Source organism: Anaerostipes sp. Marseille-Q3525, from assembly GCF_018223505.1.
Classification (GTDB): domain Bacteria; phylum Bacillota; class Clostridia; order Lachnospirales; family Lachnospiraceae; genus Anaerostipes; species Anaerostipes amylophilus.
This window is the reverse complement of the sequence record NZ_JAGTTT010000011.1, coordinates 54,225-69,550: the sequence shown is the minus strand read 5'-3', so window position 1 is coordinate 69,550 and position 15,326 is coordinate 54,225. Positions and strand designations below refer to the sequence as shown.

At 37.0% G+C, this 15,326-nt stretch carries 13 protein-coding genes, 1 tRNA gene and 1 pseudogene; 4 read left to right on the top strand and 11 right to left on the bottom strand.

Translation table 11 applies throughout. The features are described from left to right. Nucleotides 1-7 precede the first annotated feature (7 nt). Nucleotides 8-466: a helix-turn-helix domain-containing protein gene (locus KE503_RS07085; protein ID WP_118352250.1), complete on the top strand. Its 459-nt coding sequence runs from the start codon at nucleotides 8-10 to the stop codon at nucleotides 464-466. Between the two features lie 179 nt (nucleotides 467-645). Then, complete coding sequence (locus KE503_RS07080; RefSeq protein WP_212384838.1) at nucleotides 646-1,773, top strand: tyrosine-type recombinase/integrase; 1,128 nt, start codon at nucleotides 646-648, stop codon at nucleotides 1,771-1,773. A 106-nt stretch (nucleotides 1,774-1,879) separates the two neighbouring features. Here KE503_RS07080 and KE503_RS07075 read toward each other — a convergent pair. Further along, nucleotides 1,880-1,952 (bottom strand) — tRNA-Gly (locus KE503_RS07075). Between the two features lie 115 nt (nucleotides 1,953-2,067). Here KE503_RS07075 and KE503_RS07070 point away from each other — a divergent pair. Further along, nucleotides 2,068-2,256 (top strand): annotated as a pseudogene (locus KE503_RS07070) (YbjQ family protein); the annotation flags it as partial. 77 nt (nucleotides 2,257-2,333) lie between these two features. Here the strand turns inward: KE503_RS07070 and fucO are convergent. The 9 genes from fucO to KE503_RS07025 form a co-directional block, all read right to left on the bottom strand. Further along, on the bottom strand, nucleotides 2,334-3,482 hold the full coding sequence (gene fucO / locus KE503_RS07065) for a lactaldehyde reductase (RefSeq protein WP_055197754.1): 1,149 nt from the start codon (nucleotides 3,480-3,482) through the stop codon (nucleotides 2,334-2,336). A gap of 136 nt (nucleotides 3,483-3,618) precedes the next feature. Then, a complete protein-coding gene (locus tag KE503_RS07060) occupies nucleotides 3,619-4,167 on the bottom strand; it encodes a TetR/AcrR family transcriptional regulator C-terminal domain-containing protein (RefSeq protein WP_212384836.1) in 549 nt (182 codons plus the stop codon). Nucleotides 4,168-4,322: 155 nt separating this feature from the next. Beyond that, the gene (locus KE503_RS07055; protein ID WP_055197756.1) at nucleotides 4,323-5,339 is read right to left on the bottom strand and encodes a DnaJ C-terminal domain-containing protein; all 1,017 of its coding nucleotides are present in this window, start codon (nucleotides 5,337-5,339) and stop codon (nucleotides 4,323-4,325) included. A 79-nt stretch (nucleotides 5,340-5,418) separates the two neighbouring features. Beyond that, nucleotides 5,419-5,862 carry an Hsp20/alpha crystallin family protein gene (locus KE503_RS07050; protein WP_008392176.1) on the bottom strand — a complete coding sequence of 148 codons (444 nt, stop codon included), beginning with the start codon at nucleotides 5,860-5,862 and terminating at the stop codon, nucleotides 5,419-5,421. A 383-nt stretch (nucleotides 5,863-6,245) separates the two neighbouring features. Beyond that, a complete protein-coding gene (locus KE503_RS07045) occupies nucleotides 6,246-7,478 on the bottom strand; it encodes a dicarboxylate/amino acid:cation symporter (protein WP_022374566.1) in 1,233 nt (410 codons plus the stop codon). A gap of 158 nt (nucleotides 7,479-7,636) precedes the next feature. Beyond that, the gene (locus KE503_RS07040) at nucleotides 7,637-9,547 is read right to left on the bottom strand and encodes a GGDEF domain-containing protein (RefSeq protein WP_117944956.1); all 1,911 of its coding nucleotides are present in this window, start codon (nucleotides 9,545-9,547) and stop codon (nucleotides 7,637-7,639) included. A 197-nt stretch (nucleotides 9,548-9,744) separates the two neighbouring features. Then, entirely contained in the window at nucleotides 9,745-10,017 is a 273-nt protein-coding gene (locus KE503_RS07035) for a DUF1294 domain-containing protein (RefSeq protein WP_022374564.1), read from the bottom strand. A 234-nt stretch (nucleotides 10,018-10,251) separates the two neighbouring features. Next, on the bottom strand, nucleotides 10,252-11,910 hold the full coding sequence (locus tag KE503_RS07030) for an acyl-CoA dehydratase activase (RefSeq protein WP_212384835.1): 1,659 nt from the start codon (nucleotides 11,908-11,910) through the stop codon (nucleotides 10,252-10,254). Continuing rightward, on the bottom strand, nucleotides 11,903-13,189 hold the full coding sequence (locus KE503_RS07025) for a 2-hydroxyacyl-CoA dehydratase subunit D (RefSeq protein ID WP_212384834.1): 1,287 nt from the start codon (nucleotides 13,187-13,189) through the stop codon (nucleotides 11,903-11,905). The genes KE503_RS07030 and KE503_RS07025 overlap by 8 nt, the downstream gene beginning before the upstream one ends. A gap of 162 nt (nucleotides 13,190-13,351) precedes the next feature. Here KE503_RS07025 and KE503_RS07020 point away from each other — a divergent pair, with 162 nt between their 5' ends. Then, entirely contained in the window at nucleotides 13,352-14,719 is a 1,368-nt protein-coding gene (locus KE503_RS07020) for an MATE family efflux transporter (RefSeq protein WP_212384833.1), read from the top strand. 116 nt (nucleotides 14,720-14,835) lie between these two features. Here KE503_RS07020 and KE503_RS07015 read toward each other — a convergent pair whose 3' ends face one another. Next, nucleotides 14,836-15,231 carry a MerR family transcriptional regulator gene (locus KE503_RS07015; protein WP_022375619.1) on the bottom strand — a complete coding sequence of 132 codons (396 nt, stop codon included), beginning with the start codon at nucleotides 15,229-15,231 and terminating at the stop codon, nucleotides 14,836-14,838. Nucleotides 15,232-15,326 lie beyond the last annotated feature (95 nt).

Here is a 15,326-nt window from a genome sequence, read left to right as displayed (position 1 = left end):
GTGTTGCATGACAGTAGGCGAAAATATCCGAAAAATGAGAAAGATAAGAGGCATGACACAAGCCGAACTGGGAAAGAAAATAGGTGTGTCATACCAACAAATAGGACAATATGAAAACGGAAAAAGAAACCCCAAATTACAAACAATAGCAAAAATCGCTGTTGCTCTTGACGTTTTGTTACTGGATTTAGTAGACACAGACGACCCAATATTGCAAAATGAAATATCTGCTATAAATATACCAGACTTGAACTATATAAATTCTGTTTTAAGGTCAACGCGTTCCCAATATATTTATGAATTAAATCGAATACTAAGTGATGAAAAAGACATTCAACAATTATTTTGGGATTTATTAACCAATTTCAATTTATTGAATGAGTTTGGAAAAAAGGAAGCTGTTAAACAAATAGAGCTGTTTTCTAAAATACCAGATTATAGAAAAGACGATGATAAACAAGAATAAAAAAAAAAACCGCCACTTATAAAAAAGTGACGGTGTCCGTTTTACTTTTTAGACAAAAGTAAAAGAGAAGAATTTAAAATTAATACAATTATTATACTAATAAAATACACATAATGCAAGGGATATATAAAAATATTCATTCTAAAGCCATGCCACGACTTAGAAAGGATTTTTATATTATGAGTGTACAAATAGCAACATGGACAAACAAAAAAGGGATTCAAACAAGATATTATGCTGTTGTCTGGAATCCTACCACACACAAAAAAGTACGTGGAAAGAATCGCAAAAAGAAAAAAGACGCTGTACTTGATGAAGCAAAAATCATAAAAGAACTTGCTTCTGGAAGTCACAGCGTCACAGATCATGAAACATTCGGTCGTTGTGCTGAATTATGGCTTGAAACTGCCCCAAACTTATACAGACCTAGCACACTAAAGACATACAAATATTATTACCATAATTATATTAAGAATGTCTTTGAGAGCTTGCAGATTGACTATATACAACCTTTAATGATTCAGAGGTATGTTAATACCCTTAGTGCAAATTACAAGCCCGAAACGGTAAATAAATGTATTAACATACTATCAAACATTTTTAAATTTGCTATACAGACATTAAGGGTATTAGCTCCGACCGATAACCCAATGATCGGAATTAAACGTCTAAAAAAACAATATGAAAAAAAAGTAACATGGACAGACGAACAAATATCAAGATTCTTGAATAGTCCAGTTATCAAGGCGAACCACTATTACCCAATGTTCTGTGTATCGTTATTGTTAGGTTGTCGCCCTGCTGAAGTCTGCGGTCTGTGTGACGATGATCTAATAAACGAATATCAAGAAATAACCATACACCGAACACTTGATAAAGACGGCAATACAAACGACACGAAAACAACCGGTTCAATACGTGCTTTATATCTGCCCGACAAGCTGTATTGCATCATCAAAGACACACAGACACGCAAATTACAGCTTAAAAGCTACCACCCCGATTATCAGCACGACTTTTTATTTACAACTGTTAAAGGGCGACCAGTGAACCCAAACCGCTATTCTATGTACTTTAGAAAAGCATTAAAAGAGTTTAACAATAAGGAAGTTGAACCCTTGCCACTGATCCCATTATATAATTGTCGTCATTCATTTGCAACGAACAACTATGAACGTGGCGAAAGTGACAAGGTGTTATCTGATATTATGGGAAATAGCCCAAAGACGTTTATACAATCATACGCCCACATTAGACGTAGGCAATCAGACAAGGCAGTTATTGAGTATGTTGAAAAAATATTTTAAAAACTTCCTCAAAAAACTTCCTCAAAAAATAACACGACACGACACCAGAAAACTAAAAAAGCACTGAAACCGCATAAATACGTGCTTTTCAGTGCTTTTTATTTAGAGCGATAGACGGGGCTCGAACCCGCGGTCTCGACCTTGGCAAGGTCGCGCGTTACCAACTACGCCACTATCGCATATTTATTTTTTCGGAACAGATAATATATTATCGTATTTATCCTTTCTTGTCAACATCTATTTTTATTTTATTGTCATAATTCATCCACTATAGTAAAATAAAACTAACATATATCCATCGTTGGTGGAGAATTAAAATCCTATACGAAAATGATGAATGAAGCCAGAGATCTTGCAACTGATCGAATGATCGAAGATGCTCAAAATATGGGAGCTGATGCTGTTATTAATGTCAGGTATTCTTCAGTTATGCAGGGTGCAGCTGAGATCATTGTTTATGGAACAGCTGTAAAATTCTTATAAACTAACAAAAAGGTACTGAATTCCTCTTCTGTCTAAATTGGAATTCAATACCTTTTTATTTATTTTCTCTCTATAAATTATAATAAAGATTTATATAATCCAATAATATCTTCTACACTTGCATCTTTAGGATTTCCTGGTGCGCATGCATCTGCATAAGCTGATTCTGCTAAAAACTGTAAATCTTCTTCTTTTACAATTTCTTTTAAGTCTGCTGGTATTCCGACATCTGCTGATAATTTCTTAACCGCATCAACGGCTGCTTTTCTGTATTCTTCCTGTGTCATATCTTCGACACCTTCAACACCCATTGCTTTTGCGATATATTTGTATTTGTCTCCTGTTGCATCTGCATTGTATTCCATAACTGTTGGAAGTAAGATTGCATTAGCTACTCCATGAGGTGTGTCATAAACTGCACCTAATGCGTGAGCCATAGAATGTACGATTCCTAGTCCTACGTTTGAGAATCCCATTCCTGCAATGTACTGTCCCATTGCCATTCCTTCTCTTCCTTCTGGTGTATTTTCAACTGCTCCTCTTAAGTTCTCAGAGATCAGTTCGATTGCTTTGATATGGAACATATCTGTCATTTCCCATGCTGCTTTTGTTGTGTATCCTTCGATCGCATGCGTTAATGCATCCATACCTGTTGCTGCTGTTAATCCTTTTGGCATAGAAGACATCATTTCTGGGTCGATCACTGCGATAACTGGAATGTCATGTGGATCTACGCATACGAATTTACGTTTCTTTTCTACATCTGTGATTACGTAGTTGATCGTTACTTCAGCTGCTGTTCCGGCTGTTGTTGGTACTGCGATGATTGGTACACAAGGCTTCTTAGTATCTGCAACTCCCTCCAAGCTTCTTACATCTTCAAATTCTGGATTGTTGATGATGATTCCGATAGCTTTTGCTGTATCCATGGAAGATCCACCACCGATTGCGATCAGATAGTCAGCCTCTGCTGCCTTAAATGCTGCAACTCCTGTCTGTACATTTTCGATCGTTGGGTTTGGTTTGATCTGTGAATATACTTCATAAGCAAGTCCTGCGTTATCTAAGACATCTGTTACTTTCTTTGTAACTCCGAATTTTACAAGATCTGGATCAGAACAGACAAACGCTTTTTTGAATCCACGTTTTGTTGCTTCTGTTGCGATCTCCTGAATTGCTCCTGCTCCGTGATATGATGTTTCATTTAATACGATACGATTTACCATTTTGTACACTCCTTTTTCCCTTGACAATTTTTTAACTATCTCTATTATAAAATTGTTTTTTCACGAAAACAAGTTACACATTTGGCAAAATGTAAAAAATGTTACACATTATCAAAAGTGTAACATTTTCTTATCTTTATATATCTTTAAATAAATCATAAAGTTTCGGTGGCATCGCTTCGATCAGCTGATCTGCCAGCTGTTCCGGTGACATCTTCATTCCTGTTGTCGCCCATTCTACAGTCATTGCAATCGACCCTCTGCAATACATTCTCAATAAGAATTCTAATTCCTCTGGAATTTTATCAGCGCCCTGTTTGTGAATGATATCACAATAAAACTGATAAATACACTGATAATCGTACTCCATCAGACAATTCTGACTTTCACTTGAAAATGCTGCAGCAAAAAATTGTCCTTCACCTTTGATGAATTCAAACTTCTTAATAAGACCTTCTCTCAACGTCAGACTGATACCCATCTGTTTAAATGACATCTGTGCCAACACATCAAAATACCAATTGATCAGATCATATTTGTCTTTAAAATGTCGGTAAAAAGTGGGACGAGTTACATCACACTGATCTACAATCTGTTTGACCGTGATCTTGTCTACTGGAGTATGTACCAGTAATTCTTTCATTCCATTTGCTAATTTATATTTCATCTTCTCTGATGCATCCATCTTATTCCCACCTTCTTTCGTATATGATTCTATTTTACCTTATTACTTATATTTACGAAAGACAAAAAGGCGATTATCTGTTTTTTCTGCATTTTTAAAATGCATTTCTTATCACAGATCATCGTCTTTTTATTTATTATCAAAAAACTTCATGCTTAATAAGCGGCTTTTCCTCTTCCACCACATAAACTATCAAATTCTTTTAATTTATTTTTTGCCTGCTGTGAAACATTTCTTGGAACTTGAATCTGAACTACTGCGTATTGATCTCCTTTCTGGGATGGATTCTTCATCAGTGGCATACCTTTGCCACGTAGTCTGATCTTAGATCCTGACTGAGTTCCTTCTTTGATCTTGCAAATAACATTTCCATATAATGTTTTGATCACAGCTTCTCCTCCACATACTGCGGTGCTAAACGGAACATTGATCGTTGTATACACATCATTTCCTTTTCGTTCAAATCCTGGTTTTTCACCAACGGTTACTTTCAGGAATAAATCTCCTGCTTCTCCACCGCCCATTCCTGGATTACCTTTTCCTCTTAAACGGACGCTTTTTCCAGTATCAATTCCGGCTGGAATGTGAACCTGCAGTGACTGGGTTACACCATTTTGATCCTGCAGATGAATGACTTTATCACAGCCAGTTACTGCTTCGTCAAAGCTGATGGAAATATCGGCATGAGCATCAGAACCTTTCTGTTTAAATGAACCACTTCTGAATCCACTGCCACCAAATCCACCAGAAGATCCAAAACCACCCTGATGGAAACTGCTTCGATGGAATCCTTTACTTCTGTTGCTACCTCCGAACATACTTCCGAAGATATCACTAAAGATATCATCACCATCTCCACCTTCAAAATGGAACTCCTGATATCCTCCATGATTTCCACCATAGTTCTGATAATTTTTATAAAATTCAGATTCTGCACCGGTTCCGTCAAAGGCAGCATGGCCATACTGATCGTACAGTTTTCGTTTCTCTGGATCACTTAAAATATTATAGGCATCCGTCACTTCTTTGAATTTCTGTTCTGCTGTTTTATCTCCAGGATTCATATCTGGGTGATATTTTTTTGCCAGTTTACGATAAGCCTTCTTGATGGCTTTCTCATCTGCAGTTTTGCTGATTCCAAGAACTTCATATAAATCACGTTTTGCTGCCATTTTGTTTCACCTTCTTTTCCTTTCTCTCCTCAGATATAAAGAATTCCCCGGGAATCTGATCATCCCGGGGAAAGTTCTTTTATCCTTCGATCGTGACGAATTTCTTTTCTTCCACTTTCTTCTCCGGAGCTTTCTTCGGAATATCCAGCATCAGAATACCATTCTCATATTTACCGTGGATATCTTTTTCTGTGATATCTTTGCCAACATAAAAGCTTCTGCTCATATTGCCTGCATAACGCTCACGGCGGATGTATTTACCTTCTTTGTCTTTCTCGTCTTTATCAAGTCCTTTGGCTGCACTGATCGTTAAATAACCATCTTTCAGTTCCGCTGTAATTTCATCTTTCTTGAATCCTGGAAGGTCGATCGCTACTTCGTAGTTACCGTCTTTTTCCTTCACATCTGTCTTCATCAGGTTCTTTGCGTGTTTACCATACAGTTCTTTATCAATATCTGGGAAAGAAAAATCCATCCAGTCGTCGTTAAATAAGTTTCCTCCAAAAATACTAGGCATCATCATCATAAGTCATCTCTCCTTTTTCTTTATAATAATGTTTTGGCGTGTCAGGTTTGGATTCCTGACACTTGCCTTTTATGTGAAGCGTATTGAGAAGTTCTCAATACGACTTGTTGTATCTTGTTGGGCCTTCGGTTCTTTGGCTTCTCTCTTAAGCCCTTCCCTCTTGCTCTAGTTGTAATATAACACCTATTATTAGCACTGTCAAGAGGTGAGTGCTAATTTTTTTAAAATTTTTTATTTCATAGGGGATTTCATCAAAATTTCCTATGAAATAAAAAATAATCGTCTGGAAAAACAGCATTAGAAAATTCTCTAGCTGTCTTTCCAGACGATCATTTATTTTTTATCATATACTGAAAAACTTCAGTTGACCAAGATACAAATTATAATTCCTTAGCTAATTTAGCTTCACGTCGCTTCTCTAAATTAGAAACAATAATACTACAACTAGCATCTCCAGTAATATTAACAGTAGTACGTCCCATATCAAAAATACGGTCAACTCCTGCAACTAACGCAATACCATCTACTGGAAGTCCTACAGATGTTAATACCATAGCCAGCATGACCATTCCAGCTCCTGGAACTCCTGCTGTTCCGATGGATGCTAAAGTTGCTGTTAAAATGACTGTTAACATCTGAGATAGCGTTAAGTTAATTCCGTAACAAGATGCAATGAAAATTGCACAAACGCCCTGATAAATGGCTGTTCCGTCCATATTGATCGTTGCTCCTAATGGAAGTACAAAAGATGCGATCTCACGATCTGATCCTAATTTTTCTACACATTCTAAGTTGATCGGAAGTGTTCCTACAGATGATGCACTGGAAAATGCGAACATGATTGCTGGTAACATTCCTTTGAAGAACTGTAATGGACTTAATCCACCCATTGTTTTGACTGCCATAGAGTAAACAACAACTGCATGTACGATATAGCAGATATATGCTGCTAATAATACCATTGCTAAAGATCCGATGATCATTGCTCCGTTTTCAGCGATTACTGGACATAATAAGCAAAATACACCGATTGGTGATAATTTTAAGATCATTTCCATACATTTCATGAAGACTGCATTCAGATCATTAAATGCTGTAACCAGACGATGGTTCTGTTCTTCTCCGATCAGGATGATTCCGAATCCAAGTAAAACCGCCATAACGATAACCTGTAACATATTGGCTTCAACCATTGGTGATACAAAGTTTGATGGGAAGATATTTACAAGTGTATCCATTAAAGATGTTGTTTCTCCCATTTTATAAGACAAGTTTGTTGTTGCGATAACTGGGAACATTCCTTTAAAAAGGTTTCCCCCGATCAGACCGATCGTGATCGCAAATGCTGTTGTACACATATAATATACAACTGTTTTTAATCCGATAGATCCAACCTTCTTGATATCACGCATAGAAATGATTCCACACATAATAGAGAATAATACGATTGGAACGACGATGAATTTTACAAGATTCAGGAAGATTGTTCCAAATGGTTTGATATACGTGTTTGCAAATGTTGCATGATTCTGCATCAGAAGTCCTGCTGCGATAGCTAAGACTAACGCAATGAAAATCTGCATTGCCAAAGACATTTTTTTCTTTTCTTTCATAGTATCTCTCTTTCTAAACTCAAAAATTTAATAGGCTCAAAAATAAGGCACTGCTCCATTGCAATGCCTTATTTTCTGCATTTTTCCTTGATGATTTTATCATAATCATCTTGTGAAATCAATATATTTATACTTGGAAAACATGATAAAACTTCTTTTTAACTTACTTTAAATGAAAGAAGATCATCTCTACTTAACGGTCTTGTATAATAATATCCTTGAATCAAGTCTACACCCCATTCTTCTAATAGTGCAACTTCTTTTTGTGTCTCTACACCTTCTGCAACAACTTTATGCCCAAGATTCTGCAAGATCGATACCATATTCTTGTATAATAATGCGATCTGCTGGTCTTCACAAATACCATCTAACATAGAATGATCAAGTTTCACTGTTGAAAATGGCAATTTCAAAATAGTATTCAAATTCGCATACCCTGATCCGAAATCGTCCAGACAGATTTCGATTCCAACTTCTCGAAAATCTGAAATTGTCTTGTATAATTCCTCACTGTACTCTGTTGCAACTGTTTCTGTCACTTCAAACTGAAACCAGCTGTATGGAAGTTCTAATTCATTGATGATCTTAAACAGTTCCTGACTATATCCAGTTTTCAACAACTCTAATGGTGAAAGATTGATCTTGATGCTTCCAATCTGTTTCATAAGTGCCGTATGACTCTTCATAAAGCGACAGATTCTTCGAAATTGCAGCTTTCCAAGTTCAATGATCTGTCCATTCTTCTCTGCAAGATTAATAAAGATATCTGGCGGGATCATTCCCAAGGTTGGATGTTTTAAACGACTTAATGCCTCCATTGTCACATAATGGCCATCTTTTACCGAATATAATGGCTGATAATATACTTCGAACAGATCATCCTCAATCGCAGTATTCATATATTTCTTCACACGCTGTTCATATAAGAATCCCTGTCTTGTTGTTTCGCTATTCTCTATCAACGTTGTCTTATCTGATTTTGGTTTTAACAAGATCAGATATTCAAGGTATGCCAACATCATATCATTGTCCACAAGCTCTTCAGCATCTGTTATTCCACAGATCGTTGCTGGAAAATCAATCATCTCATCTCCAATATCAAATGGTGTCTGAAACAACTCCATTACTTCTTGTTTTGTTTTTTCATAATCTGCTTGACTCATAGAAAAGATCAAAAACTGATTCCCATGAATTCGAAAAATATAATTTCCCTCTGTAATCTGATTTAATTCATCTGCAACATCGATCAGCAACTTGTCTCCTACACTGTTTCCATATAATTTATTCACTTGTTTTAACTTCCATATACTGATCTGTAATACATGGAATTTCTGTTCTCGTTTCATCTGTTCTGGAATCCACTGATTTAAATATCCTTTGGCAAATACGCCCGTTAGACTATCAACAACTGTCTGTGGATTATAAAGTGTCCAAAATATAATAAAAATACCAATGATCAGACCAAATTCCGTCAACAAATATTGTGAATAAACAGCCTCGATCGCTGTACATACGAATCCAACTACAACAAATTCCCAAACAGCACGAAGTTCATTTTTCCCATACTCATCTTGATGGAAAATGAAATTATACATTGCTATCACAACAAAAAAGAACGTATAGACATATATCATCAAATACCATGGCCCATATAAATATTCTCCATTTGTATTACAATAAAAAAACTGCCCATGAAAGATATTAAGGATCACAAGAGACTCCATAAAAATGACTGGAATCATACCAAGCATGATATTTCTTTTTTTCATCTTATGCTCACAATATCTCAAGATTTGTATCAACCCATAAAACACATATGGGATCAATACTTCCATCAGATATAAAAATGTCGTAACCCCAATGATCAGCGAATTATATGCTGGATTCCTCTTCTGGATCAACATACAGCTGACCAGATCTGAAATACTGCATAGCGCAGCTCCAACGATAAAGATCCAGAAAAGCTTTCCACTAATTCCTGTTAATTGTTTGTATCTTACAAAATGAACAAAAAGGATCAAGAGAAATATCAATCCTGCGATCAAAAAGTCCATATTATATTGAATCATTTCCCCCACTCTTTCTTCTCTTCTTGCTTTTTATGATAGTTTGTTCTGCAGTTTCTTTTTATGTTTCCTTCGGGTCAAATCTTGCATAACCAACAGACACATATGGCAGCCTTATATCTCCAATTCTAATATTCCCCTTGAAATTTTATGTTTTCCCCTATGTATTTTAGTATATCATTCTAAAAACAATTTTGGAATCATGATTTCAATATAAAATGTATGGCAAACATGATCTGTAATACGAAGATTCCAGGAATCCCTAATTTAAAATACCATTTTCTTGTCTTATGATGAAAGACTGTCATCCCGATCATGGCTCCTATCGAACCGCCGATCAGTGCTAAACCGATCAGTTTTTTCTCTCTGATGCGCCATTGTCTTGTCATCGCTCTCCATTTATCTAGGCCGTATAAGGCAAATGTTATAATATTTATAATGATCAGATATAAATGTATATATGCCGATTGCATTTGTAAGTCTCCTCTTTTGCTCTCACAACTTCTTCCACATGTTTCGCAACCGTCGTACAGCATCCTCCGACTGCACTTGCTCCTGCTTCATGTAGCTATATGCATATTCTTCGAAAGATAATGCAGACTGTTTTCCAAACCAGACTTGCCGTCTCACCGATTCGGTAGTATTCTTTCATCTATGATTCACTCTTTTCTCTCAAAGCTATTTTTCTTTACCATAGCATACTTTTGTTACTTCTGAACCATATCCATTGCAAATAAGGCTGCTCCAAGTGCCCCGCATAACTGAGCTTTATCACTGATCACAAGAGTTGTTCCAAGTTTTTCTTCCAGTGTCTTTACCAGACCTTTATTCTTAGATACACCACCTGTCATCATATAGCGTTCTTCTCCTCCAACTCGTTTTGCAAGAGCTGCTGTTTTGGATGCAACGGCTTTATTTAATCCGTGAACAATGTCATCGGTTTCTTTGTTCTGCGCGATCAAGGATACGACTTCTGATTCTGCAAATACCGTGCACATACTGGAGATTGTGATATCTTCTTTGTATGTAAGTCCTGCTTCACTCATCTGGTCCAGATCCATTTCCATTGTTCTTGCCATCATCTCTAAAAATCGTCCGGTTCCAGCTGCACATTTATCATTCATAACAAAGTTTGCAACCGCTCCATTTTCGTCAAGACGAATGACCTTGCTGTCCTGTCCACCGATATCAATGACCGTTCTCACTTCTGGATTTAAGAAATGTGCTCCTCTTGCATGGCATGTGATCTCTGTGATACTTTTATCTCCATCGGTGATTGCCGTTCTTCCATATCCTGTTGTTACCATAGCATCGATATCTTCTCTCTGAAGTTTTGCCTGTTTTAGGGCCTCTTCCAAAGCTCGTTCTGCTCCCATCGCTGCTCCAGCACCTGTTGGCAGAATGATTCCTGTCACGATTTCTCCATCTTTATTCAAAATAACAACGTCTGTACTTGTAGATCCGCTGTCGATTCCTGCAAAATATCCTTTTCCCATTTTCTTCTCACCACTTTCTAAATTGTCCATATTCATGCTTTCTGCAAATGCTTCTAATCTTGTCAGTAACTGTCCGCTGCTCTGCACTGTATAGTCTGACTCGATCTTTAATAATGGCACTGTAATGTTTTGTTTTACCTGTGCATACTCAAAACTGTAGAAATCACAAAATTTGACCGTATGGTAAATGATCCCTTTTAAGTTTGGATCATTATACAAACGTTTTCTTCCGCTGTTATCCATCATACGCATACAAGGTGTCTGTCCTAAAAGTTCTGCCGCATACCATTCCATTAATTCATTAAAATCATCTGTCTTTGGTGGCTTTACTTCACCGACGCTTCGGTTATTGACACAAGTATCATTCTCCACTGAATATGGCATGAATTCTTTGACCATTTCATATAATTCATTTCCCATTCTTGCCCCAAGAACACTGATATATGGTTCTTTCTGCTTTTCTGGTTCTTTAAATGCTTCAACAAATTTTTTTTGATCAAATTCAGATCCTTTGTAGGCTCCATAGGCTCTTGCAAGTCCTTTTAACTGTAAAACAGTTCGTTCCCTGCTGCATTCTCCGTCACAGTGCAGCATATCGATCATATATAAAAAATCAAGTTTTCCACTGTCTTCCAGAATATCATAGACACTTCGGATCGTATCACAGCAGTTTACTAAAACCAGTTCTTTTACTTTCCCAGTCATAACTGCTTCTAAGACAGCTTTTCCAAATCCACAGATATTTGGATGTGCGATCTGATCTGCGAGATCAAATCCTTCCGGCATCTGGTTTAAATTCTCACATTCCCCGCCAAATGCCTGCAATAATTCAATTGGTGTATATTTACAAACGTAATATGTCTTACTCATCTTGTCCACCTTCCATTTCTTCAGCTCCAAGCATCTCTAAAAATGCTCCTAGTCTTGTTGAAGTCTGTCCTTCTCCGCCGTGGCTTCGGTCACATCCATCTCCGTCTAATAACAGCATTGGAATTCCTGCTTCTTCAAACTTCTTCTTGGCAAGCTGTGCTGCTCCAAGTGTATGTTTACATCCCCAGTGTCCAAACCAGACAGCTCCATCTGCTTTCACATCTTTTGCATGGCGGATTCCGGCTTCAATTCTTCTTACCGCACTTCCATTTAATCCATGATAGACCATTCTTCTCGCCATCGCATCGTATGGATCTTCTGGATCAAAATCAGGTTCGAATGTACGACTTAACTCGCATCCTGCGATCTGTGCATTCTCATTAAATGCCAGTGCTTCCTGTACTGCACCTGACCAGAATGGGATCGTGTGCATCCAGTAGATCTTCTTTCCTTTTTTCTTTGGTGCTTTTTCGATATCTTTTAATAACTGATCCACATATTTCTCTTCTTCTTTTGTTCCCAACAAAATATTATTTGTCATTCCTGCAAAAAGCGGTGTGACAAGATCTGTTTTGATATCTTTATCTGCGGATTTTTTCTGACATTCAATGAACTTATCCATCGTACGTTTGCTTCGTCTCATTCGTTCTTTTAGTCCATCTTCTGTAATCGTCTTTCCAGTACATTTTTCTAAAAATACTTTCAGATCTCTGATCTGATCTGCGACATATTTGACGTTATCTTCATTTTGCTGCATTGGTACATCGATCGCAAATGCTGGTACATCATATAGTTTTGCTAATGTTTTGAATGTTAGCAGATTTGCATCGCAAGTAAGGTTTGTGTATACGATACATTTGGGCTTTGGAAGGATCTTCTTCTGTGCCGCTCCCAAAAATGTCTTATGATAGCTGCATAGTGTCTCTGAAATTCCTGTGTTCTCTGCCTGCTGTAAAAATGCTCGTTCTGCATTTGATGCGGAAAGATAGCAGGAAAATGCTTCTACATTATATGGATGTAATCCTGCTTCGTGTAAGATCTCACATGGTGTAAAGATACTGACGATCGCACATTCCTGAGGATTCTTAAGTGGCATCAGCATCGTGTTCATCATCAGATTTGCGAGATATCTATCTGCTGGCAGTAATCGTTTGTCTGGTGTAAATTTATATTTTAAGTTCTGAGCTTCCCATCCAAGTTTTAATAATACTCTTGCTCTGTCTGGATTTGTATTTGCCCATTTCTCGATATATTTTCCGTATGTCTCTATGATCTGCATATTTATTTCACGTCCTTTTTTTGTTCTAAAGAACTATATTACTTGTTATTTTTCAAAAAATCAACGATTAAATTTGGCACAATACATATATATGTATACATTTTACGGATTTTTGTGATAAAATGAATTTTTATGCTTAAGAAAGGATTTGGTAATTTTATTATGAATAATGATAAAGAATTTTTAGCAACGGAACCCATTGGGAAACTGCTTTTAAGACTGGCAATTCCGACTTTGGCCGCTCAGATGATCAATATGCTTTACAATATTATTGACCGTATTTATATTGGACATATTCCTGGAAGTGGCGCTTTAGCTCTGACTGGAGTTGGAGTTTGTATGCCGCTGATCATGATCATTTCGGCATTTGCCGCTCTTGTTGGAAATGGTGGTGCCCCTCGTGCTTCGATCTTGATGGGTAAGAAAGATCTTGATTCTGCGGAAAATATTCTTGGAAATTGTTTTACGATGCAGATCATTATCTCTGTGATCCTGACTTTGATCATGTTCTTTGGAAACCGTACATTTTTGATGGCATTTGGAGCTAGTGAAAATACGATCGAATATGCGGTTAGTTATATGAATATTTATTCACTTGGTACGATCTTTGTGCAGTTAACACTTGGAATGAATGCGTTTATCACGGCACAGGGATTTGCAAAGACTGGAATGTATTCTGTTTTGATCGGGGCTGTGATCAATATTATTCTAGATCCAATTTTTATCTTTGCATGCCATATGGGTGTTCGTGGTGCTGCACTGGCTACGATCATTTCTCAGGCTTGTTCTTGTATCTGGGTGTTGAGTTTCTTATTTGGGCCAAAATCTACACTTCGTATCAAGAAACAGCATATGCCTTTGAGTGCTCCGGTGATCCTGCCTTGTCTGGCTCTTGGGCTTTCCCTATTTATCATGCAGGCAAGTGAAAGCATTATCTCTGTATGTTTTAATTCTTCCTTATTAAAATATGGTGGAGATGTTGCAGTTGGTGCAATGACGATCCTTACAAGTGTCATGCAGTTTGCAATGCTTCCTCTTCAGGGACTTGGACAGGGTGCACAGCCAATCATGAGTTATAATTATGGTGCCAAAAATGCAGATCGTGTAAAGAGCACTTTCTTCCTTTTATTAAAGGCAAGTTTGACTTATTCTGTGATCTTATGGGTACTTGTCATGGTATTTCCTCAGGTATTTGCAGGTATCTTTACTTCCAATCCTGCATTAGTTGCATTTACCAAAAATGCACTTCGTGTTTATATGGCAGTCATGTTCATGTTCGGAATTCAGATTTCATGCCAGATGGCATTTAACTCTCTTGGAAAAGCAATTTCTTCTATTGTTGTTGCGGTTATGAGAAAGTTTGTGCTTTTGATTCCACTCATTTATATCATGCCACATATTTTCACAGCTGATCAGACAACGGCTGTTTACATGGCAGAACCAGTTGCTGATTTTATTGCGGTGACATTTACAGCAATCTTATTTTCTGTTCAATTTAAGAAAGCTTTGTCTGCAATCCGTGGACAGTAATTGGTCAAACATAGACTTTGAGTATATTAAATATTTTTCTGAATTTTGGTCATCTTTCGGACAGATAGAAATTTTCTATTTATACTCAATACACCTCTGTTTTTACAAGTTAAAATCTAATCATGACAATCTCCACTTTCATCCCAAACCAATACCCCAGTCTCCATGGCTTCTTCATACTTCGATATCTTATAAGCTAATCTCTCCACCGTACTTTCAATCTGTGCTTTTTGTTCTTTCAAAGCATTCATCTGCTCCTGCAATAACTCTAATCTTGCAGGAATCGTATTATCTCCTTCTTTATATAATTTTACATACTCGATCATAACCTCTATTGGAAGTCCTGCACTTCTCATACAAATGGCTAATTCTACCCATCCCAGGTCTGATTCCTGATAGTCTCTGATTCCATTTGGCCTTCTCGTTACTTTTGGGATCATTCCGACTCTTTCGTAATATCTTAAGGTATCTGCAGAGATATCATATTTTTCTGCTACTTCTTTAATCGTCATAGTATTGCTTGCTCCTTTCTACTTATTTCTGAGTTTATTTTAATCCTTGGAGCAGGGTTTAAGTCAAGATTTTTCTGATCTCCTCATGTATATCT